The organism is Ciceribacter lividus (assembly GCF_003337715.1).
Taxonomy (GTDB): domain Bacteria; phylum Pseudomonadota; class Alphaproteobacteria; order Rhizobiales; family Rhizobiaceae; genus Allorhizobium; species Allorhizobium lividum.
The window spans coordinates 79,015-104,398 of record NZ_QPIX01000009.1; the positions used below are offsets into that span (position 1 = coordinate 79,015).

Genomic DNA, 25,384 nt, shown 5'->3' on the forward strand with positions numbered 1-25,384 from the left:
AGGCACCCCGGGACACCCCGCTCCTTCGCCCGCCGCCTCGTGCGGCGGGTTTTCTTTTGGCAATGGTCAACCACGTGCGCTCGTCGTTGGAAAACCGCGCAAAGGCGGATACTTGGCCTTGCTTTCACCATTTGTTGGCGGCATGGTTCCGGGTCACAGGCTGGCCCGGACTATGTGGGGAATGAGGAATGAAAATCAGGAATCTCGGCGTTCTGCTGGTATGCGCCTCGGCGCTGTCGGCATGTTACTCCAGTGGTCCGCGACCGATGCCACCGGTTCGTCAGGCGCCGACCGTTGAAGGCACGTGGGTCGATGCTAACGGACTTCTGTCGACATTCTCGAATGGAAGATTCGAGACAAGGACTGCTGACGGAACAAATACGTTGATGGCATCGGGCACGTACGTCGCACAAGCTGACGGCGTCTACCAACTGAACATGTTCTCGAACTACAGCAAGACTAGCTCACTGGTTAATTGCAGAGTGGGCGTCGGTAGTCAGCTTAATTGTACTACCCAAGACGGAAAGCAGTTCTCGCTCGCCCGCCGGTCCTGATCGCGTTCCATTCCCGCAGATGATGCGCCCGGGCCGCCGGCCCGGCAGCGTTGTCGTGCGCCGGCCACCGCACCGCGGAGCCGAAGACGGACATCCTTCGCGCAACTGTCGCCTTGCTGGTTTACCACGTCTGCGCTGAGCGGCGGGGACGAAGCGTATTTGCTCTTGCGGTCGCAGGCACTTGGTGGAAACATCTCCACCAAGTGTAGTCTTTGAATACCGAGCAGAAATACGAACGACGGCTGAAGAAAAAGGCCGTAGATACCAGGAGAAAACCGATGTTGAAACAATTTCGATTGGGACTGTTGAGTGTCTCTGTGCTCGCTCTCTCGACGAGCGCGGCCTTTGCGGATTTCGAACTGAACATCCTGCACATCAACGACTTCCACTCGCGCATCGAGGCGATCAACAAGTACGATTCGACCTGCTCGGCGGAAGAGGCCGGCAAGAACGAGTGCTTCGGCGGCATCGCCCGTGTGAAGACGGCGATCGACACCCGTCGTGGCGAACTCTCGGGCGGCAACGTGCTGGTTCTCGACGCCGGTGACCAGTTCCAGGGCTCCCTCTTCTATACGACCTACAAGAGCGCACCGATCGCCGAGTTCATGAACGGCATCGGCTTCGACGCCATGGCGATCGGCAACCACGAATTCGACGACGGCCCGGAAGAGCTCGCCCGTTTCATCGCGGCGCTCAAGTTCCCGATGATCTCCGGCAACACGCTCGCCGGCCTCAACACGCCGATCGCCGACAAGTACAAGCCCTACATCGTCAAGGAGTTCGGCGGCGAGAAGGTCGCGATCGTCTCCGTGCTTGCGAGCGACACCGACGAAACCTCGTCGCCCGGCAAGGACGTGCTGTTCGCCGACGAGATCGGCTATCTGAAGGATGCGGTGAAGGAGATCCAGGCCGCCGGCGTCAACAAGATCGTGCTGCTCTCGCATGTCGGCTACGTCAAGGACCAGGAGATCGCCAAAGCCGTCGACGGCATCGACGTGATCGTCGGCGGGCACAGCCACACGCTGCTGTCGAGCACCGACGAGAAGGCGGCCGGCCCCTACCCGACGCTGGTCAAGTCGCCGTCGGGCGTCGACGTTCCGATCGTGACCGCCTACGCCTATTCGAAGTATCTCGGCGACCTGAAGGTCGTCTTCGACGATGCCGGCGTGGTCAAGTCGGCCGAAGGCGCGCCGAAGCTGCTCGATGCCTCCGTCAAGCCGGATGAAGGCTACACCGCCAAGGTGGCGGAACTGGCCGGCCCGATCGAGGAACTGAAGAAGAAGGAAATCGGCCAGTCCGCCGACGTCATCGACGGCTCGCGTGAGGTCTGCCGCGTCAAGGAATGCTCGATGGGCAACCTCGTCGCCGACTCCATGGTCGACCGCGTCAAGGATCAGGGTATCACGATCGCCATCCAGAACGGCGGCGGCCTGCGCGCCTCGATCGACGGCGGCGTCGTCACCATGGGCGAAGTGCTGACCGTGCTGCCGTTCCAGAACACGCTTGCCACCTTCCAGCTGAAGGGTGCCGACATCGTCGCGGCACTCGAGAACGGCCTCAGCCAGATCGAGGAAGGCGCCGGCCGCTTCCCGCAGGTCTCCGGCCTGAAATACAGCTTCGACAAGTCGAAGCCGCCGGGCAGCCGCGTGATCTCCGTCGAGGTCAAGGAGGGCGACGCTTTCGTGCCGCTCGACCCGGCGAAGGTCTATGGCGTGGCGACCAACAACTACATGCGCGCAGGCGGCGACGGCTACAAGATCTTCGCGAGCGCCGGCACGAACGCCTACGACTACGGTCCGGGCCTCGAAACGGTGGTGGCCGACTACGTCGCCAAGAACAGCCCGTACAAGCCCTATACCGACGGCCGCATTGCCGAAGTCGCAGCCGCTGCGCAGGCCCCGGCAGCAACAGCACCCGCGACAGAAACCCCGGCACCGGCGGCAGCCGATGCGGCGGTCGCGACCGTCAAGACCTACTCCGTGGCAGCCGGCGACAACCTCTGGAAGATCGCCAAGGAACTCTTCGGCGACGGCATGATGTGGTCGAAGATCGCCGAGGCCAACAAGCTGAAGAACCCCAACTTCCTGATGGTCGGCCAGGAACTCGAGGTTCCTGCGAAATAACGTCGCTTTGCCGCAGGCATCAGGCCGGTCCGGGCTTCCCCGGACCGGCTTTTCTTTTTAGAAAAGACTTACGCGCGCCGCGCTCACCAATCTGCCAGACGGCGATACAGGATCAGGACAAGCACAGACAATGACAGCCGATCTCACCCACCTGCCCGCCGACCACCCGCCCGTTCGCTTCGGAAAGGTCGGCGTCCTTCTGGTCAACCTCGGCACGCCGGACGGCACCGACTACACCTCGATGCGGCGCTACCTGAAGGAATTCCTGACCGACAAGCGCGTGATCGAATGGTCTCCGTGGAAATGGTACCCGATCCTCTTCGGCATCGTGCTCAACACCCGCCCGCAGAAGGTCGGCAAGGCCTATGCGGAGATCTGGAACAAGGAGAAGGACGAGAGCTACCTGCGCACCTATACCCGCAGCCAGTCGGACCTGCTGACCGAGGCGCTCAGTGATCTTCCGGACGTCGTCGTCGACTGGGCGATGCGCTACGGCCAGCCGTCGATCGCCACGAAGATCGACGCGCTGCAGGCGGCGGGCTGCGACAAGATCCTTCTCTTCCCGCTCTATCCGCAATATGCCGCCTCGACGACGGCGACCGTCAACGACAAGGCCTTCGAGAAGCTGATGGCGATGCGCTGGCAGCCGGCGCTGCGCACCGTGCCGCAATACCACGACGACCCGGAATACATCGATGCGCTGGCGGTCTCGGTGGAAAAGACGCTGGCCGGCCTCGACTGGCAGCCGGAAATGCTGCTCGCCTCCTTCCACGGCATCCCGCAGTCCTATTTCAAACAGGGCGACCCCTATCACTGTTTCTGCCAGAAGACGGGACGGCTGTTGCGCGAGCGCCTCGGCCTGCCGAAGGACAGGTTCATGGTGACCTTCCAGTCGCGGTTCGGGCCCGAGGAGTGGCTGCAGCCCTATACGGACAAGACCGTCGAGAAGCTTGCGAGGGAAGGCGTGAAGCGAATCGCCGTCATCAATCCGGGCTTCGTCTCCGACTGTCTGGAGACGCTGGAAGAAATCGCCGGCGAGGCCGCGGAGAGCTTCCACGAGCACGGCGGCGAAAAGTTCGTCCACATCCCCTGCCTCAACGACAGTCCCGAAGGCATGCGCGTGCTCGAAAAGGTTGTGCGCCGCGAGCTGCAGGGCTGGGTCTGACCGCCCCACGCCGGCGAAAACCCGCTGTTGTTTCTTGCGCTTAACGTGGCGAAGTGATCAACTGCCACGACACCGTGTAGAGGAGGGCAGAAATGGGTCTCGCCGGTTCGGATATCGTCGTCATCGCACTCGTGGCACTCGTCATCCTGGTCTTGTTCGCCGGGATCAAGACGGTGCCGCAGGGTTTCCGCTACACCATCGAGCGCTTCGGCCGCTACACCCGGACGCTGGAGCCGGGCCTCAACCTGATCGTGCCGTTCATCGAGCGGATCGGCGCCAAGCTGAATGTCATGGAACAGGTGCTGGACGTTCCGACCCAGGAAGTCATCACCAAGGACAATGCCAGCGTCTCGGCCGACGCCGTCGCCTTCTACCAGGTGCTGAACGCCGCCCAGGCGGCCTACCAGGTCGCCAACCTCGAAAACGCGATCCTCAACCTCACGATGACCAACATCCGTTCGGTCATGGGCTCGATGGACCTCGACGAGTTGCTCTCCAATCGCGAGCAGATCAACGAGCGGCTGCTCAGGGTCGTCGACGAGGCGGTCGGCCCATGGGGCATCAAGGTCACGCGCGTCGAGATCAAGGACATCCGCCCGCCGGCCGATCTCGTCGACGCGATGGCGCGACAGATGAAGGCCGAACGCGAGAAGCGTGCGCAGGTGCTCGAAGCCGAAGGCTACCGCAACGCGCAGATCCTGCGGGCGGAGGGCGCCAAGCAGTCGGCCATCCTCGAAGCAGAAGGCCAGCGTGAGGCCGCCTACCGCGAGGCGGAAGCCCGTGAACGTCTGGCGGAGGCCGAAGCCAAGGCGACGCAGATGGTGTCGCAGGCGATCGCCGCCGGCGACATCAACGCGATCAACTACTTCGTGGCGCAGAAATACACCGAGGCGATGACCTCGATCGGCACGGCGTCCAATTCGAAGGTGGTGCTGATGCCGATGGAGGCCTCGAGCCTCATCGGCACGCTCGGCGGGATCGGCGCCATCGCCCGTGAGGTCTTCGGCGATGCGCCCGCCCAGCCACCCCGCCCGCGCATGGCCCCTGCCCGCTCGACGCCCGCTGTGAACCCCTTCGCCACGAGCGCGCCGAGCGAGGAGAGCTAAGCCATGCTGATGCGCCTGATTAGCGAACTCGGCCCCTGGAGCTGGTGGCTTCTCGGCCTCGTCCTGCTCGCCGCAGAACTGGCGCTGCCCGGCGTCTTCCTTGTCTGGATCGGAATCGGCGCGCTGCTGACGGGACTTTTGTCCATCCTGCTGTGGACGATGGGCTTCTGGGTCTGGCAGCTGCAGTTTCTCGTCTTTGCCACCCTTGCGGTGGCCGCGACCTTTGCCGGCCGTCGCTTCCTGTCGGGCGGCGAGCAGGTGACCGACGAGCCGCTGCTCAACCAACGGGGCGCGAGCCTCGTCGGGCGAACGGCGACCCTCCCGGAACCGATCGTCAATGGTCGGGGGCGCATCCGTCTCGACGACACCTATTGGCCGGTCATGGGACCGGACCTGCCGACGGGCACCAAGGTGAAGGTGGTCTCAGGGACAGGACGGGATCTGGTGGTAGAGGCGGCCTGATCGGCGATCAGGCGACGCCGATCCGCAGCAGGTCGTGGAAATGCACGATGCCGAGCGGTGTGCGATCCTCGTCGGCGACGAAGAGCGCCGAGATGTTGTGCTGGTTGAGCAGGCCCATCGCACTCGTCGCGAGCGTTGCCGGCGCGACGATCTTCGGATTGCGCGTCATGACGTCGTCAACCGTCAGTTCCGCGAGGTTGCGCGCAAGATGACGGGCGATGTCGCCGTCGGTGACAATGCCGCACAGCGTGCCCTCACCATCCACGACGCCGACGCAGCCGAAGCGCTTCATCGACAGCATGGTGATCGCATCTGGCATCGAGGTGCCGAGCGGCACCAGCGGAATGCTCTCGCCGGTGTGCATGATGTCAGTCACATGCGTCAGCATCGCACCGAGCTTGCCGCCCGGATGGAAGGTGCGGAAATCGAGCGCCGTGAAGCCGCGTGCCTCGAGCAGCGAGACCGCGAGCGCGTCGCCCATGGCGAGCTGCATCATCGTCGAGGTCGTCGGAGCGAGGCCGTGCGGGCAGGCTTCCTGCTCCTTGGGCAGCAGCAGCACGATGTCGGCCTCGCGCGCCAGCGTCGATGTTTCGCCGGCCGTCATCGCGATCAGCGGAATGGAGAAGCGCCGCGAATAGGAGAGGATACCGTGCAGTTCGGTGCTCTCGCCGCTCCAGGACATCGCCAGGATCACGTCGTCGCGGGCGATCATGCCGAGATCGCCGTGATTGGCCTCCACCGGATGGACGAAGAAGGATGGCGTGCCGGTCGACGCGAAGGTCGCGGCGATCTTCGAGCCAATGTGGCCGCTCTTGCCGACGCCGCTGACGACGACGCGACCGGAAATGCTGCCGATCACCTTGATCGCGTTGCAGAAGGGACTTGCGAGATACCCGGTCAGGGCATCCTGCAGGGCGTCCAGACCACTCTTTTCGGTTGCAACGGTGCGCAGGGCGGATTCGATAGCCCCGGCTTCGACAAGTTTAACAGCGCGCTTGATCATGGGCGATCCATACTGCTTTTGCTTTTTCTTGTCCACATTTCGATGCTTGCTGCGGCTTTCGGTCCACATTTCTTGCACAACCCAGTGGCGTTGCAGTCACAGCAGGCGGTCGCAAGCAACGGGACGGCAGGAGCAGTCGCAACCAAACGTTAACCACATGGCTTTACGTTTGGGTAAGCATTTTCAAGCGATCGCCGAGCCTGAACCCCATGAATTCAATTGCAAGAAGCGGAGCCGGAGGAAAGCGCCCGCAGGCGCCACGCCTGCTGGCCGCCTGCGTCACCGCCGGCAGTCTCGTCGGCGCCGTCTCGCCGGCGTCCGCGCAGGCCGTCTGGCAGCCGCTGCCGGCGCCCGCTGCCGATCAGGGTCAGGATGGTGCGGCGGCCGCCAGCGGGACGGAGACGGCCGCAACGCCGGCCAGGAGGGCGATCCAGCCAACGGAACCGGACGCTCCCGCCAACCCGGTGACCGGCTCGGTCCCTGCGGAAGATCCCGAAGCCTCCGATTTCGGCCGGACGAACACTCGTGAGGCCCCTGCCCAGGACGCCCCGACGCGTGCGCTGGCAGGCGACACCGAAGCGCCCGGCATCCGCCTCGGCACGATGACGTTGCGCCCTGCCTTGATGCAGAGACTCGGCGTCGAATCGAACCGGACCGGAGGCGACAAGCAGCAGCGGACCTTCTGGGAGACGGGTCTCAAGGGATCGCTCACATCCGACTGGTCCCGCCATCAGCTGACCATCACCGGTGAAGGCTACTGGCAACGCAATCTTTCCGGCGACGGCGCGACCGATCCGCGCGCCAATATCGATGCCGATCTGCGGCTCGATCTCTCCGACAGCACGACTGCGCATCTGCGCGCCGGCTACGGTTTCAGCCGCGAGGACACCAACGACCCGAACGCGATTTCCGGTGCGTCGGTACAGTCCGGCATCCACCACTTCACGGGCGGCGCCTCCGTCGAGCACGACTTCGGACGGCTGCGGGGAACGCTCGGAGCGGACGTCGAACGCTGGCTGTATTCGGATGTCGAACTTTCCGACGGCACGCAGGTATCGCTTTCCGATCGCAACCGGACGGCGGGCACCCTTCGTGCCCGGCTCGGCTACGAAATCTCCCCGGCGCTCATTCCCTTCGTGGAAGCGTCGATCGGGCGTGTCCTCTACGACGAGAAGACGGATTCGAGCGGCTATGCCCGTTCGGCGGATGTCTATGCAGCAAAAGCCGGCATCAGCTCGGATTTCGGCGAAAAGCTGAGAGGCGAGTTGTCGCTCGGCTACCGTATCCAGGATTTCGACGACAGCCGCCTCGAAGACATCGCGGCCGTGACGGTCGACGGCAACATCGCATGGTCACCGCATCGCGGCACCGATGTCGATCTCCGGCTTTCCACCACCATCGACCCGTCGACGACGGCGGGCGTCAGCGGCGCCGTCATCTATGCGCTGAACGCCGCCGTCACCCACCAGTTGCGCAGCAATCTGGTCGCCCGCCTCACCGGCGGCGCGACCTGGACCGACTACCCGTCGGATGCCGGAGTCTCGGACAGCGTCAAGTACACGGCAGGTGCCGGCCTGACCTACAGCCTCAACCGCTACCTCGATCTGACCGCGGATGTCGGTTACGAATACACCGACCGGCGATCCGCAACCGACTCCGAAACCTGGAATGCGATGGTCGGCCTGACGGCCAAGCGCTGAGCCGCCCTACTTGAGGGCGGCGAGCAGGGCCTTGAGCGGCTCCTCGATCATCGGGCGGATATCGGCACGCTCAATGGCGAAACTGACATTGGCGAGAATGAAACCGTCCTTGGCGCCACAGTCGAAGGTCTGTCCCTTAAAGTGGTAGCCGGCGAAGGCTTGCGTCTTGGCGAGCTTCAGCATGCCGTCGGTCAGCTGGATCTCGTTTCCGGCGCCGCGCTCCTGGGTCTCGAGGATCGCGAAAATCTCCGGCTGCAGGATGTAGCGGCCGTTGATGAAGAAGTTCGACGGCGCGGTGCCCCTGGCCGGCTTCTCAACCATTTCTGTGATCCGGAAACCGCCTTCGAGCTGCTCGCCAACGCCGACGATGCCGTATTTGTGGGCCTGGTCGGGAGCGCACTCCTCGACGGCGATGACGTTGCCGCCAGTCTTCCCGTAAAGCTCGACCATGCCCTTGAGGCAGCCCTTCTCGGCCCGCATGATCATGTCCGGCAACAACAGTGCAAAGGGCTCGCCGCCGACGATATCGCGGGCGCACCAGACGGCATGGCCCAGTCCGAGCGGTTCCTGCTGACGGGTGAAGCTCGCCGAGCCGGCCTTCGGCAGCAGGCCCGAGAGCAAGGTCAGCTCGGCGTTCTTGTTTCTGGCCTTGAGGGTCTGCTCCAGCTCGAACTGGATGTCGAAATAGTCCTCGATGACGCCCTTGCCGCGCCCCGTGACGAAAACGAAATGCTCGATCCCGGCTTCCGCCGCCTCGTCGACCACGTACTGGATGACGGGCTTGTCGACGACCGTAAGCATCTCCTTCGGAACCGCCTTGGTGGCGGGAAGGAAGCGCGTGCCGAGGCCCGCGACGGGAAAAACAGCTTTACGGAGCTTGTTATGTTGAACCACTCGTCCCTCCTTGAGGACATTCCGGCAGGCGTCCTCATCTCACGCCTGTGAACTCTTATATATTTGCCTCCATTTCGCAAAGGCCTGTGCTGGTCCGAAGCGTCATGGTAAAGAATTTGTTGACGCAATTGCCTTAACCTGAGGTGAACAGCCCTCACAAAGGCTGGAAAATGAACCGTACGATAGCGGGGAAATTCCAATGACCAGACAGAACCGCAAGCTTCTCGGAGCCCTTGGCATTTCGCTGGCCACCCTCATGCTGCCAGGCGCCGCAATGGCCGATGCCGGCTTCAAGAAATGGGTCAACGGCTTCTATGCCACCGCGGCCAAGAACGGCATCAGCGAGCGCACCTACAATGCCGCCTTCGCAGGCGTCTCCTCGCCCGATCCGGACGTCCTGGAGAAGGCTCGCTATCAACCGGAATTCAGGTCGCAGATCTGGGACTATATCGATTCGCGCGTCAATCCGTACACGGTGAAGATCGGCCGCGAGATGGCCGCCAAATACGGCTCGACGCTCGCCGCTCTGGAACGGCATTTCGGCGTCGACCGGAACATCCTGCTCGCCATCTGGTCGATGGAATCGAACTACGGCGCCGCACTCGAGACGCCGGAGCGACTGCACCACGTGCCGACCGCTTTGGCGACGCTCGCCTATGCCGACCCCAAGCGCTCGAAATACGCCAAGAAGCAGCTGATCGCCGCGCTCCGGATGCTGCAGAACGGTGATGTCGCCTCGAAGAACCTGATGGGCTCCTGGGCCGGGGCCATGGGTCATACCCAGTTCATCCCGTCGAGCTACCTGCTCTACGCGGTCGACGCGGACGGCAACGGCCGCAAGGACATCTGGCATTCGGTCGGCGACGCGCTCGCGACCTCCGCCAACCTGCTCGACAAGAACGGCTGGCAGGCGGGCAAGACCTGGGGCTACGAGATCGCCGTGCCGAAGGGCGGCGCCGCCTACGAGGGCAAGACCAAGACTCTCGCCGAATGGGTGAAGCTCGGCTTCGTCCGGCCGAACGGCAAGGGCTTCAGGAATGGCGGCGACCGCGCCGTGCTGAAGATGCCGGCAGGTCCCGGCGGACCGGGCTTCCTGATGACCAAGAACTTCTTCGTCATCAAGCGCTACAATGCGGCTGACAGCTACGCGTTGGCGGTCGGCCTGCTCGCCGACGAAATCGCCGGTTACGGCGGGATGCGGCAGACCTGGCCACGGCCGAACGGAACACTCGACATCAAGGAGAAGTTCGAGTTGCAGACGCGCATGCAGGCACTCGGCTATTATGAAGGCGAGATCGACGGCAATTTCGGCTCCGGATCGAAGGCGGCCATCACGGCGCTGCAATCACGGCTCGGGATGGAGGTTGACGGCGAACCTTCCCGCCGCCTTCTCGAGGCCCTGCGTAACTGACCTTGCCCGAGCGCCGGCGTCCGGAATAGTGTGACCCCGCAAGACGAGACGGAAACCGACCAGACGGTGGAACGTGATGCGGCAAAAGAGCGGATATAGGCATTGGCGCGGCAGCCTCTGGCTCGCCGTGCTTGCGCTCGTTCTGCCGCTGCTCGCCACTCCGGACGCCGTGCAGGCGCAGTACCGCGAACGGAGAACGCTGCTCGACCTGCTCTTCGGCGGGCCGCGCTACATCGAACCGATCGAGCCGGTCCCGACCCGGCGCAAGATCACCACACCGCGTGCGCCGAAGAAGACACCGAAAACCGCGGCGAGCCCGGCCGCGCCGCCACCGCCACCGCCGACCGTCAAGCTGGAGAACGCACGCAAGGTCCTCGTCGTCGGCGACTTCATCGCCGGCGGCCTTGCGGAGGGACTCGACGAAGCCTTTGCCAATTCGGCGGGCGTCACCGTCATAGAGAAGAGCAACGGTTCGTCGGGCCTCGTCCGCGAAGACTACTACAACTGGCAGACGGAACTTCCGACGATTCTGGACGAAGTGAAGCCCGACCTGGTGGTGATCGAGATCGGCGCCAACGACCGCCAGCAGATGGTGACGGCAGCCGGCAGGCAAGACTTCCGGACCGACGACTGGCACAAGGAGTACGAGCGCAGGATCATCGCGCTCGCGAAGACCGTCACCGACCGCAAGCTTCCGCTGCTCTGGGTCGGCATGCCGCCGTTCCGCCCGCAGAACATGACCTCCGATGCCCTGATGCTGAACGGTATCTACCAGAAGACTGTCGAGGCGCACGGCGGCGAGTTCATCGACATATGGGAAGGGTTCGTCGATGCGGACGGACGCTTCATCCTCACCGGCTCGGACATCAACGGCCAGCAGGTCCGCCTGCGCGGATCGGACGGCATCAATCTCACCGCCGCCGGCAAGCGCAAGATGGCCTTTTACGTCGAGAAACCCGCACGCCGGCACCTCGGTGAAATGGCAAGCCCCGAATTCATGACGCTCGACGGAGGCAATCTCCCCGAGTTGAGGAGCCTTCCGCCGTCGCAGATGCAGAACATCGTCTCGACCCAGCCGATCAATATGACCGACCCCGACCTCGACGGCGGGACAAAGCTGCTCGGCGACGAACCGCCGCCGGCGGCGGCATTCCCCTCCCCGCGCGAAAACCTCGTGCAGAGAGGACAGCTGCCACCGCCGCCACGCGGTCGGGTCGACGATTACGCCCTGCCGCAGGCGAACACTGTCCTCCAATAGGAAACGGGCCGCGTCGCCGCGGCCCGTCCGTATTTCCGTTGCCTTACTGCTCAACGCGGCAGGACACTTTCCCCCATCAGAGCTTCGTCAATGGCACGCGCCGCCTGCCGGCCTTCGCGGATCGCCCAGACCACCAGAGACTGGCCACGACGCACGTCGCCGGCCGCCCAGAGCTTCGGAACCGAGGTCTTGTAGTCCTTATCGTCGGCGACGACGTTGGTTGAGCCGCGACGGTCGGTGTTGAGCGTCAGCTTGCCGTCGAGCTCCTTCAGCACGCCTTCGGCGAAGGGGCCGCGGAAGCCGATTGCGATGAAGGCGAGATCGGCCTTGATGATGAACTCCGAACCGGCGATCGGCTTGCGGCGATCGTCGACCTGGCAGCACTTGACGCCGGTCAGGACGCCATCCTCACCGACGAAGGCGAGCGTGCCGACCTGGAACTCCCGCACCGCGCCTTCGGCCTGGCTGGAGGAGGTGCGCATCTTCGTTGCCCAGAAAGGCCAGACCGCGAGCTTGTCCTCGACTTCCGGCGGGCGCGGACGAATGTCGAGCTGGGTCACCTTGACGGCACCCTGGCGGAATGCCGTTCCGACGCAGTCCGACGCGGTGTCGCCACCGCCGACGACGACGACGTGCTTGCCACCGGCGAGGATCGGATCGGACGGCCAGCCGACGCTGTCGATGTTCTCCCGGCCGACGCGGCGGTTCTGCTGGACGAGATAGGGCATCGCATCGTGAACACCGTGCAGGTCCGCACCGGGAATGCCGGCCTCGCGCGGCATTTCGGAGCCGCCGCAATAGAGAACCGCGTCATAGTCGGCGAGAAGCTTCTCGACGGCCACGTCGACGCCGACATTGACGCCGCAATGGAAGGTGACGTTCTCGCCCATCATCTGCTCGACGCGGCGGTCGATGAAGTTCTTCTCCATCTTGAAGTCCGGAATGCCGTAGCGGAGCAGGCCGCCGGGCTTCGTCTCGCGCTCGTAGACATGCACCTCGTGACCGGCGCGGCCGAGCTGCTGGGCGGCGGCAAGGCCGGACGGGCCGGACCCGATGATCGCAACCTTCTTGCCGGTATGGACGGTCGACGGCTGCGGCACGATGAAGCCGAGTTCATAGGCCTTGTCGGCCAGCGCCTGCTCGACGGTCTTGATGGCGACCGGCGTGTCTTCGAGATTGAGCGTACAGGCCTCTTCGCACGGCGCCGGGCAGACACGGCCGGTGAATTCCGGGAAGTTGTTGGTCGAATGCAGGTTGCGGATCGCCTCTTCCCACTTGCCGTTGTAGACGAGGTCGTTCCAGTCCGGGATCTGGTTGTGTACCGGACACCCTGTCGGGCCGTGGCAATAAGGAATGCCACAGTCCATGCAGCGCGCCGCCTGCTTGGTGACTTCGGCATCCGACATGGGAATCGTGAATTCGCGGAAGTGGCGGATACGGTCGGAGGCCGGCTGATACTTCGCCACCTGCCGGTCGATCTCCATGAAACCAGTTACCTTGCCCATTGCTGTCTCCCTTACCGTACCACGACGGCAGTTCCCGACACGGACACCATCAGCATCGAGCCGCTGGAACCGGTGGAAACATTCTCATAATCAATATCGACGCCGACGACCGCATTCGCGCCGAGACGCCGTGCTTCCTGTTCGACTTCGCGAAGTGCGGTTTCGCGGGCTTCCCGCAAGACCTGTTCGTAGGACGCCGAACGACCACCAACGAGATCGCGGATGCCGGCAAAGATGTCGCGGAAGATATTCGTGCCGAGGATCGCTTCGCCGGTCACGATACCCTTGTACTCGACGATCGATCGGCCTTCGATCGTCGGCGTGGTGGTGATGATCATCGCGCTCATTCGGCGGCGACCCCCATGCGCATCCGCTCCATCTCTTCCAGCGCGCGGCGGTACTCGACCGGCATCACCTTGCGGAATTTCGGACGGAACTCGGCCCAGCGGTCGAGAATATCCTTTGCCCGCGCCGACCCCGTGTAGTGCAGGTGGTTGGAGATCAGCTGGTAGAGACGCTCCTCGTCATGGCGGGTCATGTCGCCCGAGACGTCGACGCGGCCCTTGTGCATGAGGTCTCCACCGTGGTGGTGCAGCTTCTCCAGCATGTCGTCCTCTTCCGGCACCGGCTCCAGCTCGACCATTGCCATGTTGCAGCGCGACGCGAAGTCGCCCTCCTCGTCGAGAACGTAGGCGACGCCGCCGGACATGCCGGCCGCGAAGTTGCGGCCCGTCTGTCCGAGCACGACGACGACGCCACCGGTCATGTACTCGCAACCATGGTCGCCCACGCCTTCGACGACGGCCACCGCACCGGAGTTGCGCACGGCGAAGCGTTCGCCGGCCACACCGCGGAAGTAGCACTCGCCCTCGATGGCGCCGTAGAGAACGGTGTTGCCGACGATGATCGAGTTCTCGGCGACGATCCGAGCGTTTTCCGGCGGCCGGACGATGATGCGTCCGCCGGAGAGGCCCTTGCCGACGTAGTCGTTGCCGTCACCGACGAGATCGAAGGTGATGCCGCGGGCGAGGAAGGCGCCGAAGGACTGGCCCGCCGTGCCGCGCAGGGTGACGTGGATGGTGTCGTCCTTGAGGCCCTTGTGGCCGTGGCGCCTGGCGACTTCGCCCGAGAGCATGGCACCGGCGGAGCGATCGACGTTCTTGATGTCGACGTCGAAGACCACCGGCTGCTTGCTTTCGAGAGCCGGCATCGCCTTCTCGATCAGCTTGCGGTCGAGCACGTCGTCGATCGGGTGCTTCTGGCGGGTCGTCCAGCAGGTCGCTTCCTTCGGCGCCTCCACCTTGTGGAAGATCTTCGTGAAATCGAGCCCCTTGGCCTTCCAGTGGGCGAGCATCTCTTCCTTCTCGAGATATTCCGAGGCACCGATGATCTCGTCGAGCTTGCGCACGCCGAGCGAGGCGAGGATTTCGCGAACCTCTTCGGCCACGAAGAAGAAGTAGTTGACGACGTGTTCCGGCGTCCCCTTGAAGCGCTTCCGGAGAACCGGATCCTGGGTCGCGACGCCGACCGGACAGGTGTTCAGATGGCACTTGCGCATCATCACGCAGCCAGCCGCGATCAGCGGAGCAGTGGCGAAGCCGAACTCGTCGGCGCCGAGCATCGCCCCGATGATGACGTCACGGCCGGTCTTGAGGCCGCCATCGACCTGCAGGGCGACGCGCGAGCGAAGCCCGTTGAGTACGAGCGTCTGCTGGGTTTCGGCGAGGCCGATTTCCCACGGAGAGCCGGCATGCTTCAGCGAGGTGAGTGGCGAAGCGCCGGTCCCGCCATCGAAGCCGGAGATGGTGATATGGTCGGCACGCGCCTTGGCGACACCGGCCGCAACCGTGCCGACGCCCACTTCCGACACCAGCTTGACCGAGATGTCGGCGGCCGGGTTGACGTTCTTCAGGTCGAAGATCAGCTGTGCCAGATCCTCGATCGAATAGATGTCGTGGTGCGGCGGCGGCGAGATGAGGCCGACGCCCGGGGTCGAATGACGGGTCTTGGCAATCGTTGCATCGACCTTGTGACCGGGCAGCTGGCCGCCTTCGCCGGGCTTCGCACCCTGCGCGACCTTGATCTGCAGCACGTCGGCATTGACGAGATATTCGGTCGTCACGCCGAAACGGCCGGAGGCCACCTGCTTGATCGCCGAGCGTTCGGGATTGGCCGATCCGTCGAGGAGCGGCATGTAGCGGTCGGCTTCCTCGCCGCCCTCACCGGTGTTCGACTTGCCGCCGATCTTGTTCATCGCGATCGCGAGCGTCGTATGCGCCTCGCGGCTGATCGAGCCGAAGGACATCGCACCCGTCGAGAAGCGCTTGACGATCTCGACGGCCGGTTCGACTTCCTCGAGCGCTACCGGCTTGCGGCCGAGCTCGTTCGCCGACTTGATGGTGAACAGCCCGCGGATCGAGTTCAGCCTGAGCGAGGTGTCGTTCACCATCTGGGCAAACTCGCGGTAGCGGTCGCGCGAATTGCCGCGCACCGCATGCTGGAGAGCAGCAATCGAATCCGGGCTCCAGGCGTGGTTTTCACCGCGCATGCGGAAGGCGTACTCGCCGCCGATGTCGAGCGTGTTGGCAAGAACCGGGTCCTTGCCGAAGGCGGCGTGGTGACGGTTAACGGTCTCCTCGGCGATTTCCTTGAGCCCGATGCCTTCGATGGTCGTGGCGGTGCCGAAGAAGTACTGGTTGACCAGCTCCGACGACAGGCCGACGGCATCGAAGATCTGCGCGCCGCAATAGGACTGGTAGGTCGAGATGCCCATTTTGGACATGACCTTGAGAATGCCCTTACCGACCGCCTTGATGTAGCGGTAGACGACTTCGTTGGCGTCGACTTCCTTCGGGAACTCGCCGTGCTTGTGCATGTCGGTGAGCGTATCGAAGGCGAGATAAGGATTGATCGCCTCGGCACCGTAGCCAGCAAGACAGCAGAAGTGATGCACTTCGCGCGGCTCGCCGGACTCGACGACGATGCCGACCGAGGTCCGGAGCCCCTTGCGGATCAGGTGGTGGTGCACGGCCGCGGTGGCGAGCAGCGCGGGAATAGCGATCCGGTCCGGCCCGATCTGGCGGTCGGAGAGAACGATGATGTTGTAACCGCCGCGAACGGCAGCCTCCGCCCGCTCGCAGAGGCGGTCGAGCATTTCCGGCATGCCTTCGGCGCCGCGCTCGGCGTCATAGGTGAAGTCCAGCGTCTTGGTGTCGAACCGGTCCTCGGTGTGGCCGATCGAGCGGATCTTCTCGAGGTCACCGTTGGTGAGGATCGGCTGGCGCACTTCGAGCCGCTTCGCCCGTGCCGCGCCTTCGTGGTCGAGCAGGTTCGGCCGCGGTCCGATGAAGGAGACGAGGCTCATGACCAACTCTTCGCGGATCGGATCGATCGGCGGGTTGGTGACCTGCGCGAAGTTCTGCTTGAAATAGGTGTAGAGCAGCTTCGACTTCTGCGACATCGCCGAGATCGGCGTGTCCGTGCCCATCGAGCCGATCGCTTCCTGGCCGGTGGTGGCCATCGGCGACATCAGAAGCTTGGTGTCCTCGACCGTGTAGCCGAAGGCCTGCTGGCGGTCGAGCAGCGACACGTCGCGGCGCAGCGCCCGCGGTTCGACCGGCTTCAGGTCTTCGAGGATCAGCTGCGTGCGGTCGAGCCACTCGCGATAGGGATGGGTCTTGGCGAGCTCGGACTTCACCTCCTCGTCGGAGATGATGCGGCCCTTCTCCATGTCGATGAGCAGCATCTTGCCCGGTTGCAGGCGCCACTTCTTGACGATCCGCTCCTCCGGAACCGGCAGCGTGCCCGCTTCAGAGGCCATGATGACCCGGTCGTCGCTGGTGACGATGTAGCGAGCCGGACGCAGGCCGTTGCGGTCGAGCGTCGCGCCGATTTGCTTGCCGTCCGTGAAGGCGACCGCCGCCGGGCCGTCCCACGGCTCCATCAGCGCCGCATGGTACTCGTAAAAGGCCTTCCGTTCGGCCGACATCAACTGGTTGCCGGCCCAGGCTTCCGGGATCAGCATCATCACCGCCTGCGCCATCGGGTAGCCGCCGCGCATCAGGAATTCGAGCGCGTTGTCGAAGCAGGCGGTGTCCGACTGCCCCTCGTAGGAGATCGGCCAGAGCTTGGAAATGTCGGCGCCGAAGAGCGGCGACGAGACGGAGGCCTGACGTGCGGCCATCCAGTTGACGTTGCCGCGCAGCGTGTTGATCTCGCCGTTGTGGGCGACCATACGATACGGATGCGCGAGCTTCCACGACGGGAAGGTGTTGGTCGAGAAGCGCTGGTGGACGAGCGCCACGGCCGAGACGAAACGCGGATCGCGCAGGTCCTGGTAATAGGCGCCGACCTGGTAGGCGAGGAACATGCCCTTGTAGACGATGGTCGAGGACGACAGCGAAACCGGGTAGAAGCCGGTCTCGTGGCCGCCGTACTGGTCGTAGATGCGGTTGGAGATCACCTTGCGCAGCAGGAACAGCCGGCGTTCGAACGTTTCCTGGGTCGCGGCGTCCCGGCCGGCCCCGATGAATACCTGGATGTGACGCGGCTCGGTCGCGGCGATATCCGGCGCCTTCGAGAGCGACGAATTGTCGACCGGAACGTCGCGATAGCCGAGCAGGTGCTGCCCCTCGTCCTGGCAGACCTCGGCGATGACCTCCTTGAAATGGGCGATCTGCTCTTCGTCCTGCGGGAAGAAGAAATGTCCGACGGCGTACTCGCCCGCCTTCGGCAGGGTGACGCCCTGCTTGGCCATTTCCTCGCGGAAGAAGCGGTCCGGGATCTGAACGAGAATGCCGGCACCGTCGCCCATCAGCGGATCGGCACCGACGGCGCCGCGATGGGTCATGTTCTCGAGGATGAACAGGCCGTCCTTGATGATCTGGTGCGACTTCTCGCCCTTCATGTGGGCGATGAAGCCGACGCCGCAGGCATCATGCTCGTTGGACGGATCATAGAGCCCCTGTTTGGCGGGAAGGCCGGCACGCTTGGTCGCGGCCCCGGCGCGCGTCTCGTCCGCGCGCGCATGCGCCATCATCGATCCTTCAGACGGAGCCATCTTCGTCATCGCCTTCCCTCCTGTTGTATCGCGCGCGCCTGCCCGGCAACCCGGAACCGGCCCGCGAGACAAGTCCGCCTGCATGGCAAGCGGCCAATCTATCGCAAATCTAGTCCGAGGTCATGACAGACACATGGTGTCGCGTCCGCCAAAAGCCTCAAATTAGGTCAACTCATCTGACCTAATTCCTGCGCCTCTATGCCAGAAACCCCGCCGCACTTCAAGAGTGAACCGGAAAATTCCGGCAGGGGACGGACCGATGATTGCCGGATCGACACTTGCGAGGAAATTTTCTTTCTTTGCATCGACGGATCGGTTGCGTTTCTTGCAACCCACCATCCTTGCGATCGGTCCGACTTTGAGACCATTGATCGCGGCCGGGAAATCCCTAATCTCCGGCAGTGAACCACTCCTTCATCCAACCACAGGACGATCCATGTTCTTCGCCTCCGACAACTGGGCCGGTGCCCACCCGCTGATTGCCGAAAGTCTCGTGAAGGAGGCATCGGGTGCTGCGGCTGCCTATGGCACCAGCGAACTCGACAGGCAGATCGAGGAACGTTTCAATCAGATCTTTCAGCGCGAGGTGGCGGTCTTCTTCGTCGGCACCGGCACGGCGGCGAACTCGCTGGCGCTTGCGAGCGTCGCCCGCCCCGGCGGCGTGACCTTCTGCCATTCCGAGGCGCATGTGACGGCGGACGAATGCGGGGCACCGGAATTCCTGACCGGCGGCTGCCGACTCGTGCCCGTCGAGGGACCGGGCGGCAAGCTCGATCCGGCAGCCCTCGCCGCCGCGATCGACCGCTATCCGCCGGGCGCCGTGCACCAGGGCCGCCCGATGGCCATCACCCTGACCCAAGCGACCGAGAGCGGCACCGTCTACTCGCTCGCGGAAATCGAGGCGATCGGCGAGGTCGCGCGCACCAACAGCCTGCCGCTGCACATGGACGGCGCCCGCTTCGCCAATGCGCTCGTGGCGCTCGATGCGACCCCCGCCGACATGACATGGAAGCGCGGCGTCGACATTCTCTCCTTCGGCGGCACCAAGAATGGCTGCTGGTGCGCGGAGGCCGTCGTCTTCATGAAGCCGGAAATGGCCCTGGACATGCCGTTCATCCGCAAGCGCTCGGCACAGCTCTTCTCGAAGACGCGGTTCATCGCCGCGCAGCTCGAGGCCTATTTCGAGGGTGGGCTGTGGCTCGAACTCGCCCGCCACGCCAACGCCATGGCGACGCGGCTCCGGACCGGCATCGCCGCGTCGAACCGCGGCCGACTGGCCTGGAGCACCGAAACCAACGAAGTCTTCGCGGTTCTTTCGAAGGATGCGGCCGCGCTCGCCGAAAGCCGCGGCGCCCGCTTCTATGACTGGCCGGTGCCGCAGGAACTGCCGAACCTGCTCGGCGAGAGCGACAAGCTGATCCGGCTGGTGACGAGCTTCGCCACGACCGAAGACGAGGTCGATCGCTTCGTCGAAGCACTGGGCTGAGCCGCGGCTTTCGGCAGACACCGGATATGAAAAAGGCGGCTTCCTCGCGAAAGCCGCCTTTCTTACAAGAATATCGCAGGATTAGTTGACGTGGGCCTCGATCGACTTCGGCGCGTTCACGGCTTCCGCTGCGATCGCGATCTTGCGCGGCTTCATGGCTTCCGGAATGTTGCGCAGAAGGTCGATGTGCAGCAGGCCGTTCTTCAGGGAAGCGCTCGTCACTTCCACGTGGTCGGCAAGCTGGAAGCGGCGCTCGAAGGCGCGCTTGGCAATGCCGCGATAGAGATATTCGGTCTGCTGGGTCTTCTCGTCTTCGGACTTCTCGCCCTTGACCGTCAGGACATGGGCGTGGGCCTCGATCGTCAGCTCGGTTTCGTCGAAACCGGCGACGGCCATGGTGATCCGGTAGGTGTTCTCGCCCGTGCGCTCGATGTTGTAGGGCGGATAGGCCTGGGCCTGCTCGGGCTGGCCGAGGCCGTCGAGCATGGTGAACAGCCGGTCGAAACCGACCGTGGAACGATAGAGCGGGGAAAAATCAACGTGACGCATGATGTCCTCCTGGTGAAGCGACGGATTGCGATAACCGGTTCCAGCGCCCCTTTCAGGCGGTGCCGAAACCACTCGACGGCCCCTTCTGGCGACCGCATCAACAACATGGGAAGACGGCCCGGCGAATTCAAGGGAGGCCGCAGAACCGGATGAACGCCCGATGAACGGCCGGTTCAAACCCGGTTCAGTGGCCACTCGCTAGAACGCAATCATCGGGGGTCACCCCCGACGGCCGAAGCAGTCGTCCCTTCGTCTTCGGTCCAGATTGGCCGGAACCGCCAACCTCTTCCCGTGCGCGGCGGTTCCGGCTTTTTTCTTTGACCTCCCCCGGGCTTCATCCTATCCCGATTACGTTCGGGCAATCCCGCTCGGGGGCATGATTCGGGGCGGCAGCATGGAAGTTGTCCTTCACGAGACACCCGGAAATCCGGTTCCGGAAAATCATATTGCCGGCTTTTTCCAGGGCCATCGCGGCGCAAAACTGCGCTACGCCATATTCCGGGCACCCCAGCCGGTCGCCAAGGGCACCGTCGTCCTGCTGCACGGACGCAACGAGTCGATCGAGAAATACTACGAGACGATCAACGACCTGACCGCCCGCGGGCTCTGGGTCGCGACCTTCGATTTTCGCGGACAGGGCGGCTCGCAACGATTGCTCAAGAACCCGCGCCTCGGACACGTCACACGGTTTTCCGACTATGTGCGGGATCTCGAACTCTTCCTCGAGCACATCGTGCTTCCGGATACCCGCCTTCCCTTCTTTCTCGTCGCCCATTCGACCGGCGGGCTGATCGCGCTTTCCGCGGCACCGAGGCTTGCAAACCGCATCGACCGGATGGTGCTGTTGTCCCCCTTCGTCGGCCTCGGCGGCCAGAAGCTCTCCGCCGGCAAGATCTATCTCTTGTCGGCGCTCTTGCGCTGGACCGGACTCGGCCGGCTGCGGCTGACCTCCGACTCACCGCTCGCCCCCTTCGAAGGCAATCCGCTCACCTCGGACCCTGAACGCTACAGCCGCAACCAGGGCATCCTGCGCGCCCATCCGGAACTCGCCCTCGGGCCGCCGACGGCACGCTGGCTCTACGAGGCGCAGAGCACGATGCGGAAGGTCTCGAACCCCGCCCATCTCGCCTCGATCATGGTGCCGACGGTGATGATTTCTCCGGGCAACGACGTGCTGGTGCCCTTCGCCGACCAGGAGCGGCTATCCCACTATTTCCGCGCGGCCCAGCTGGTGCCCGTGCCCGGAGGCCGGCACGAACTCCTGCAGGAGCGCGACCGCTACCGCGCCCAGGCGCTGGCGGCGATCGAGGCCTTTATTCCCGGCAGCGACGACGGTCCGGCCGTTCCCTGAGGTCCGGCCGGAGGCTTCATTTGCCGGAAAGGATGGCGAGCGCCTGCGCGTGCAGCGCCTCGCTGCCGGCGGCGACGATCGCCCCGCCCGCTTCCGGACGTTCGCCGGTCCAGGTGGTGATCTTCCCGCCGGCCTGCTCGATGATCGGGATGAGGGCTCCGACGTCATAGGGCTTCAGCACCGTCTCGATGACGAGGTCGACGTGGCCGGCGGCGAGAAGCACATAGGCGTAGCAGTCGATGCCGTAGCGGAACAGCCGGACTTTCTCCTGTACGGCCTCGAAGCGCTTGGCTTCCACTCCCTTGAAGAGATGCGGGGACGTGGTGAAGAGGATCGCATCCTCGAGACGGTCGCACTCGCGGGTATTGATCCGCTGCTCGCCGTCCGGCCCGCTGTACCAGGCATGCTCGCCGTCGGCGAAGTAGCGTTCGCCGGTAAACGGCTGGTCCATCATGCCCATGACGGCCCGCCCCTTCTCCTGGAAGCCGATCAGCGTCCCCCAGACCGGAACGCCGGAAATGAAGGCGCGCGTTCCGTCGATCGGATCGATGACCCAGACCTGGTCCCGGTCGACGCCGACATTGTCGTGCTCTTCGCCCAGAATGCCGTGTTCGGGATATTCCGACGCGATGATGGCGCGGATTGCCGCTTCCGCGGCGCGGTCGCCTTCCGTTACCGGGTCGAAGCCGAGCGCCTCCTTGTTCACCACGTTGAGGGGCGAGCGGAAGCGCGGCAGGGTTTCCGCCCTGGCGGCCTCGGCGAGGCGGTCGAAGAAAGCGCGGTCGGGACGCATGGGGATTTTCCGTTTCTGGGACGTAACTGACGGACTGTCTTATCCGACCTGTTCCATTTTGCAATGTGCGAGCAAGGCCCAAGGGATGCCTAAAAATTCGCCATGCACAAAAACATGCCAGAATCCACTTGACTCTTGTGCGGCGCAATATTAGCGTGAGCCTACGGTCTTCGGACCGTAAATACCCTCCTTGGGTGTTTCCTCCCTAGATTTAGCCGCGCCCATGGCGCGGTTTTTTTTGCTTTTTCTATCGGGGTTATTCGGCCGCGAGCGCGCTGTCGCCCGTGTAGCCGGCGACGAATTCCGCCATCCCTTCCATGAAGACGGAGAGCGACCCGGCGAGCGCGGCGAAATCAGGCCGCTTGGCAAGGCTGACCTCGTCGACGTAGAGCGCCCGGTTCACCTCGATCTGCAGGGCGTGCAGCCCCTTCACCGGGCGGCCGTAATGCTCGGTGATGAAGCCGCCGGCATAGGGCTTGTTACGGACGGCGTTGAAGCCGAGATCCTCGAGGAGCGCGATCGCGGCATTGGAGAGGTCCGCCGAGGCGCTGGTTCCGTACCTGTCGCCGACGATGAAGTCCGGACGGATGCCGGTGCCGGCGATCCGGATGTTGCCCGGCATGGAATGGCAGTCGATCAGCACGCCGAAGCCGAAGCGCGCATGGGTGCGGGCAATCAGCTTGCGCAGGCAGGCGTGATACGGCTTGTAGATCGTCTCGATCCGCGAGAGCGCTTCAGCGACCGGAAAGCGCCGCTGATAGATCTCGACGTTTTCGGCGACGATGCGCGGAATGGTTCCGAGCCCGCCTGAGACGCGAATGGAATTGCTGTTGGCATAGGGCGGAACGGCGTCGACGAACATGCGCGGGTCGAGTTCGTAGGGCTCGCGATTGACGTCGACATAGGCGCGCGGGAAATGGGCGAGCAGCAAGGGCGCACCGAGATCGGGAGCGGAGGCGAACAGCTCGTCGACGAAGTGGTCTTCCGAGCGGCGAATGCCGAGCGCATCGAGTCGCGAGCTTTCGAGAAAGGCCCGGCTGTACCGGCGGCCGCTGTGGGGCGAATTGTAGACGAAGGGGATTGTTTGCGTCTCGGGCTCGCACACCTCGAACAGCTCCGGATCCCAGTACGTCTCGTCCATCGCGCCCCTTCTTTACCAAATCAACAACTTGCAACAATGAGCATGTTGCCAGCTGGCCCTGGTGAAGTCCATAGTATAGCAAGCGGCAGGACGGCCCGAACGCGCGAGTTCACCGGATGTTTACCCCGGTGGCGTTAGCGTGAACGGCCGGAATCCATCCTTCTATCAGTACGAGTAGCGGTCCATACATGACTCAGAAAATTCTCCTCGCCGAAGACGACAACGACATGCGCCGGTTCCTGGTCAAGGCGCTGGAAAAGGCAGGCTACAAGGTCGCCTCCTACGACAACGGCGCCAGCGCCTACGATCATCTTCGCGAGGAGCCGTTCTCCCTGCTGCTGACCGACATCGTCATGCCCGAGATGGACGGCATCGAACTGGCGCGCCGCGCGACCGAGCTCGACCCCGACCTCAAGGTGATGTTCATCACCGGTTTCGCCGCCGTCGCGCTGAATGCCGATTCGAAGGCCCCGAAGGACGCGAAGGTGCTCTCCAAGCCCTTCCACCTGCGTGATCTCGTCAACGAGGTCAACAAACTCCTTGCGGCGTAAGGGGTTTGAAAAAACTCGTCACAAAACCGAAAAAACCCTATTGACGGGACAGAGGGTTTTGTGGTCTTAAGCCGCCATCGGATGGGCGTGTAGCTCAGCGGGAGAGCACTACGTTGACATCGTAGGGGTCACAAGTTCGATCCTTGTCACGCCCACCATCCCTATTCAGATCAAGGGCTTGCCGAAATACCGGCGAGCCCTTTTTCGTTTCTCCGGGTGCCGCGGAAGCGGCGCGAATCACTCGTTCTCGCTACCTCACTCCACCTCCGGAAGCAGCTCCAGAAACTTGAGTGGGGCAGCACCGCCCGCACCGTCGCAGGACTTCGCCGGCGAGGCGACGACCAGTTCCCAGCAAATTTCCGCATCCGCGATCTCCGCGACATGGATATCCCCCTGCCATGCGGCGGCGACGGTCTCCGGCACCAGGGCGATACCGAGCCCGTGGCCGACGAGTTCCATGAGGCTGTCGAGGTCGCTGACCTCGAAGGCAGTGCGCCGTTCGAGCCGGCGGGCCGAGAATGCGTCGTCGATCAGGCGCCGCGTGCCGCGGTCGGCCTCGAAATCGACGAAGGCGTGGCCGGCGATGTCGGCGAGCTCGATCGAGTTCAGCCGGGCGAGCGGATGGCCGGGCGCACAGACGACCACAAGATCCTCGCAAGCGATCATGCGGGTGACGATGTCGGGCGGCGTATCGACGACCGGCAGGAAGGCGAGATCGATGAGACCATTCCTCAGCTTGTCGATCAAGTGCGCCAGTCCGCCCTGGCAGAGCCTGACCTCGACCTCCGGGTGGCGCTGATGAAACTCGGCGAGCAGCGCGGGCAGGTCGAGGAACGGCGACAGCCCCTGAACGGTGCCGATGCCGATCTTGCCACGGCGCGCATCCTGCACCGCTTTCACACTGTCGCGCGCCTCCTGCGCGGCATCGAGCACGATCTGCGCCTTTTCCAGGAGCGTGCGCCCCGCCGGCGTCAGCCGGACCTGGCGGGTGCTGCGGACGAAGAGCTTGGCATCGAGTTCGTCTTCAAGTGCCTTGATCGCACTCGACAGCGCCGATTGCACGATGTTGAGCTGACGCGCCGCCACCGTGAAATGCTCGACCTTCGCCGCCGTGACGAAATAGTGCAACTGCCGAAGTTCCATGGCGACGTCCTTGATTGTGCAATTCTGGAGAATAATCGCATCTATATCTTCTATTGGACGGATCAAACAGGAATCTGCATGGTCGCGCTGATCCGTTCGTCGAGCCCCCCTCGGCGAGCGGCATCGACAA

Annotated in this window: 20 protein-coding genes and 1 tRNA gene; 12 read left to right on the plus strand and 9 right to left on the minus strand. The window is 63.8% G+C overall.

The annotated features are described in order from the left end of the window. The first annotated feature begins 188 nt into the window (after positions 1-188). The 5 genes from omp10 to DFR48_RS16150 all read left to right on the plus strand — a co-directional run bounded on the left by omp10 (position 189) and on the right by DFR48_RS16150 (position 5,410). On the plus strand, positions 189-554 hold the full coding sequence (omp10, locus tag DFR48_RS22420) for an outer membrane lipoprotein Omp10 (RefSeq protein ID WP_114364238.1): 366 nt from the start codon (positions 189-191) through the stop codon (positions 552-554). Positions 555-832: 278 nt separating this feature from the next. Beyond that, positions 833-2,677 carry a 5'-nucleotidase C-terminal domain-containing protein gene (locus DFR48_RS16135; RefSeq protein WP_114364239.1) on the plus strand — a complete coding sequence of 615 codons (1,845 nt, stop codon included), beginning with the start codon at positions 833-835 and terminating at the stop codon, positions 2,675-2,677. Positions 2,678-2,807: 130 nt separating this feature from the next. After that, a complete protein-coding gene (gene hemH, locus DFR48_RS16140) occupies positions 2,808-3,842 on the plus strand; it encodes a ferrochelatase (RefSeq protein WP_114364240.1) in 1,035 nt (344 codons plus the stop codon). Between the two features lie 92 nt (positions 3,843-3,934). Further along, a complete protein-coding gene (locus DFR48_RS16145; protein ID WP_114364241.1) occupies positions 3,935-4,948 on the plus strand; it encodes an SPFH domain-containing protein in 1,014 nt (337 codons plus the stop codon). A 3-nt stretch (positions 4,949-4,951) separates the two neighbouring features. Then, complete coding sequence (locus tag DFR48_RS16150) at positions 4,952-5,410, plus strand: NfeD family protein (RefSeq protein WP_114364242.1); 459 nt, start codon at positions 4,952-4,954, stop codon at positions 5,408-5,410. Between the two features lie 7 nt (positions 5,411-5,417). On the opposite strand, the gene DFR48_RS16155 is transcribed toward DFR48_RS16150, so the two are convergent. Next, positions 5,418-6,413 carry a KpsF/GutQ family sugar-phosphate isomerase gene (locus tag DFR48_RS16155; RefSeq protein WP_114364365.1) on the minus strand — a complete coding sequence of 332 codons (996 nt, stop codon included), beginning with the start codon at positions 6,411-6,413 and terminating at the stop codon, positions 5,418-5,420. Positions 6,414-6,622: 209 nt separating this feature from the next. On the opposite strand from DFR48_RS16155, the gene DFR48_RS16160 reads away from it, so the two are divergent. Then, on the plus strand, positions 6,623-8,113 hold the full coding sequence (locus DFR48_RS16160) for an outer membrane beta-barrel protein (RefSeq protein ID WP_114364243.1): 1,491 nt from the start codon (positions 6,623-6,625) through the stop codon (positions 8,111-8,113). A 6-nt stretch (positions 8,114-8,119) separates the two neighbouring features. Here the strand turns inward: DFR48_RS16160 and galU are convergent, their stop codons facing one another. Further along, on the minus strand, positions 8,120-9,007 hold the full coding sequence (galU, locus tag DFR48_RS16165; protein WP_114364244.1) for a UTP--glucose-1-phosphate uridylyltransferase GalU: 888 nt from the start codon (positions 9,005-9,007) through the stop codon (positions 8,120-8,122). 199 nt (positions 9,008-9,206) lie between these two features. Between galU and DFR48_RS16170 the strand changes: the two genes are divergently transcribed. After that, positions 9,207-10,418 carry a lytic murein transglycosylase gene (locus tag DFR48_RS16170; RefSeq protein ID WP_114364245.1) on the plus strand — a complete coding sequence of 404 codons (1,212 nt, stop codon included), beginning with the start codon at positions 9,207-9,209 and terminating at the stop codon, positions 10,416-10,418. A 76-nt stretch (positions 10,419-10,494) separates the two neighbouring features. Beyond that, on the plus strand, positions 10,495-11,676 hold the full coding sequence (locus tag DFR48_RS16175) for an SGNH/GDSL hydrolase family protein (RefSeq protein ID WP_114364246.1): 1,182 nt from the start codon (positions 10,495-10,497) through the stop codon (positions 11,674-11,676). A gap of 50 nt (positions 11,677-11,726) precedes the next feature. Here the strand turns inward: DFR48_RS16175 and DFR48_RS16180 are convergent, their stop codons facing one another. Genes DFR48_RS16180 through gltB form a run of 3 tightly spaced genes read right to left on the minus strand, consistent with a single transcriptional unit; the run spans position 11,727 to position 18,219 of the window. Then, positions 11,727-13,181 (minus strand): glutamate synthase subunit beta, encoded by a 1,455-nt coding sequence (locus tag DFR48_RS16180; protein WP_114364247.1) that lies wholly within the window; start codon positions 13,179-13,181, stop codon positions 11,727-11,729. An 11-nt stretch (positions 13,182-13,192) separates the two neighbouring features. Beyond that, the gene (locus tag DFR48_RS16185) at positions 13,193-13,519 is read right to left on the minus strand and encodes a heavy metal-binding domain-containing protein (RefSeq protein WP_114364366.1); all 327 of its coding nucleotides are present in this window, start codon (positions 13,517-13,519) and stop codon (positions 13,193-13,195) included. 5 nt (positions 13,520-13,524) lie between these two features. Further along, a complete protein-coding gene (gene gltB / locus DFR48_RS16190; RefSeq protein WP_245415638.1) occupies positions 13,525-18,219 on the minus strand; it encodes a glutamate synthase large subunit in 4,695 nt (1,564 codons plus the stop codon). Between the two features lie 457 nt (positions 18,220-18,676). Here gltB and DFR48_RS16195 point away from each other — a divergent pair, with 457 nt between their 5' ends. Continuing rightward, entirely contained in the window at positions 18,677-19,726 is a 1,050-nt protein-coding gene (locus DFR48_RS16195) for a threonine aldolase family protein (RefSeq protein ID WP_114364249.1), read from the plus strand. 81 nt (positions 19,727-19,807) lie between these two features. Here the strand turns inward: DFR48_RS16195 and DFR48_RS16200 are convergent, their stop codons facing one another. After that, positions 19,808-20,275 carry an Hsp20 family protein gene (locus tag DFR48_RS16200; protein WP_114364250.1) on the minus strand — a complete coding sequence of 156 codons (468 nt, stop codon included), beginning with the start codon at positions 20,273-20,275 and terminating at the stop codon, positions 19,808-19,810. 394 nt (positions 20,276-20,669) lie between these two features. Between DFR48_RS16200 and DFR48_RS16205 the strand changes: the two genes are divergently transcribed. Then, entirely contained in the window at positions 20,670-21,626 is a 957-nt protein-coding gene (locus DFR48_RS16205) for an alpha/beta fold hydrolase (protein ID WP_114364367.1), read from the plus strand. 16 nt (positions 21,627-21,642) lie between these two features. Here the strand turns inward: DFR48_RS16205 and hisN are convergent, their stop codons facing one another. After that, positions 21,643-22,419: a histidinol-phosphatase gene (gene hisN / locus DFR48_RS16210; RefSeq protein WP_114364251.1), complete on the minus strand. Its 777-nt coding sequence runs from the start codon at positions 22,417-22,419 to the stop codon at positions 21,643-21,645. Between the two features lie 256 nt (positions 22,420-22,675). After that, positions 22,676-23,560 (minus strand): N-formylglutamate amidohydrolase, encoded by an 885-nt coding sequence (locus DFR48_RS16215; protein WP_114364252.1) that lies wholly within the window; start codon positions 23,558-23,560, stop codon positions 22,676-22,678. 188 nt (positions 23,561-23,748) lie between these two features. Between DFR48_RS16215 and cpdR1 the strand changes: the two genes are divergently transcribed. After that, the gene (gene cpdR1, locus DFR48_RS16220; RefSeq protein ID WP_114364253.1) at positions 23,749-24,111 is read left to right on the plus strand and encodes a response regulator CpdR1; all 363 of its coding nucleotides are present in this window, start codon (positions 23,749-23,751) and stop codon (positions 24,109-24,111) included. A gap of 83 nt (positions 24,112-24,194) precedes the next feature. Then, positions 24,195-24,269, plus strand: a tRNA-Val gene (locus DFR48_RS16225). A gap of 97 nt (positions 24,270-24,366) precedes the next feature. On the opposite strand, the gene DFR48_RS16230 is transcribed toward DFR48_RS16225, so the two are convergent. Then, complete coding sequence (locus DFR48_RS16230; RefSeq protein ID WP_114364254.1) at positions 24,367-25,254, minus strand: LysR family transcriptional regulator; 888 nt, start codon at positions 25,252-25,254, stop codon at positions 24,367-24,369. Between the last annotated feature and the right edge of the window lie 130 nt (positions 25,255-25,384).

Coding starts and splice junctions, on each gene's coding strand:
- omp10 (WP_114364238.1), top strand. CDS start 189: ATGAAAATCAGGAATCTCGGCGTTCTGCTGGTATGCGCCTCGGCGCTG.
- DFR48_RS16135 (WP_114364239.1), top strand. CDS start 833: ATGTTGAAACAATTTCGATTGGGACTGTTGAGTGTCTCTGTGCTCGCT.
- hemH (WP_114364240.1), top strand. CDS start 2,808: ATGACAGCCGATCTCACCCACCTGCCCGCCGACCACCCGCCCGTTCGC.
- DFR48_RS16145 (WP_114364241.1), top strand. CDS start 3,935: ATGGGTCTCGCCGGTTCGGATATCGTCGTCATCGCACTCGTGGCACTC.
- DFR48_RS16150 (WP_114364242.1), top strand. CDS start 4,952: ATGCTGATGCGCCTGATTAGCGAACTCGGCCCCTGGAGCTGGTGGCTT.
- DFR48_RS16155 (WP_114364365.1), bottom strand. CDS start 6,413: ATGATCAAGCGCGCTGTTAAACTTGTCGAAGCCGGGGCTATCGAATCC.
- DFR48_RS16160 (WP_114364243.1), top strand. CDS start 6,623: ATGAATTCAATTGCAAGAAGCGGAGCCGGAGGAAAGCGCCCGCAGGCG.
- DFR48_RS16170 (WP_114364245.1), top strand. CDS start 9,207: ATGACCAGACAGAACCGCAAGCTTCTCGGAGCCCTTGGCATTTCGCTG.
- DFR48_RS16175 (WP_114364246.1), top strand. CDS start 10,495: ATGCGGCAAAAGAGCGGATATAGGCATTGGCGCGGCAGCCTCTGGCTC.
- DFR48_RS16180 (WP_114364247.1), bottom strand. CDS start 13,181: ATGGGCAAGGTAACTGGTTTCATGGAGATCGACCGGCAGGTGGCGAAG.
- DFR48_RS16185 (WP_114364366.1), bottom strand. CDS start 13,519: ATGATCATCACCACCACGCCGACGATCGAAGGCCGATCGATCGTCGAG.
- gltB (WP_245415638.1), bottom strand. CDS start 18,219: ATGATGGCGCATGCGCGCGCGGACGAGACGCGCGCCGGGGCCGCGACC.
- DFR48_RS16195 (WP_114364249.1), top strand. CDS start 18,677: ATGTTCTTCGCCTCCGACAACTGGGCCGGTGCCCACCCGCTGATTGCC.
- DFR48_RS16200 (WP_114364250.1), bottom strand. CDS start 20,275: ATGCGTCACGTTGATTTTTCCCCGCTCTATCGTTCCACGGTCGGTTTC.
- DFR48_RS16205 (WP_114364367.1), top strand. CDS start 20,670: ATGGAAGTTGTCCTTCACGAGACACCCGGAAATCCGGTTCCGGAAAAT.
- hisN (WP_114364251.1), bottom strand. CDS start 22,419: ATGCGTCCCGACCGCGCTTTCTTCGACCGCCTCGCCGAGGCCGCCAGG.
- DFR48_RS16215 (WP_114364252.1), bottom strand. CDS start 23,560: ATGGACGAGACGTACTGGGATCCGGAGCTGTTCGAGGTGTGCGAGCCC.
- cpdR1 (WP_114364253.1), top strand. CDS start 23,749: ATGACTCAGAAAATTCTCCTCGCCGAAGACGACAACGACATGCGCCGG.
- DFR48_RS16230 (WP_114364254.1), bottom strand. CDS start 25,254: ATGGAACTTCGGCAGTTGCACTATTTCGTCACGGCGGCGAAGGTCGAG.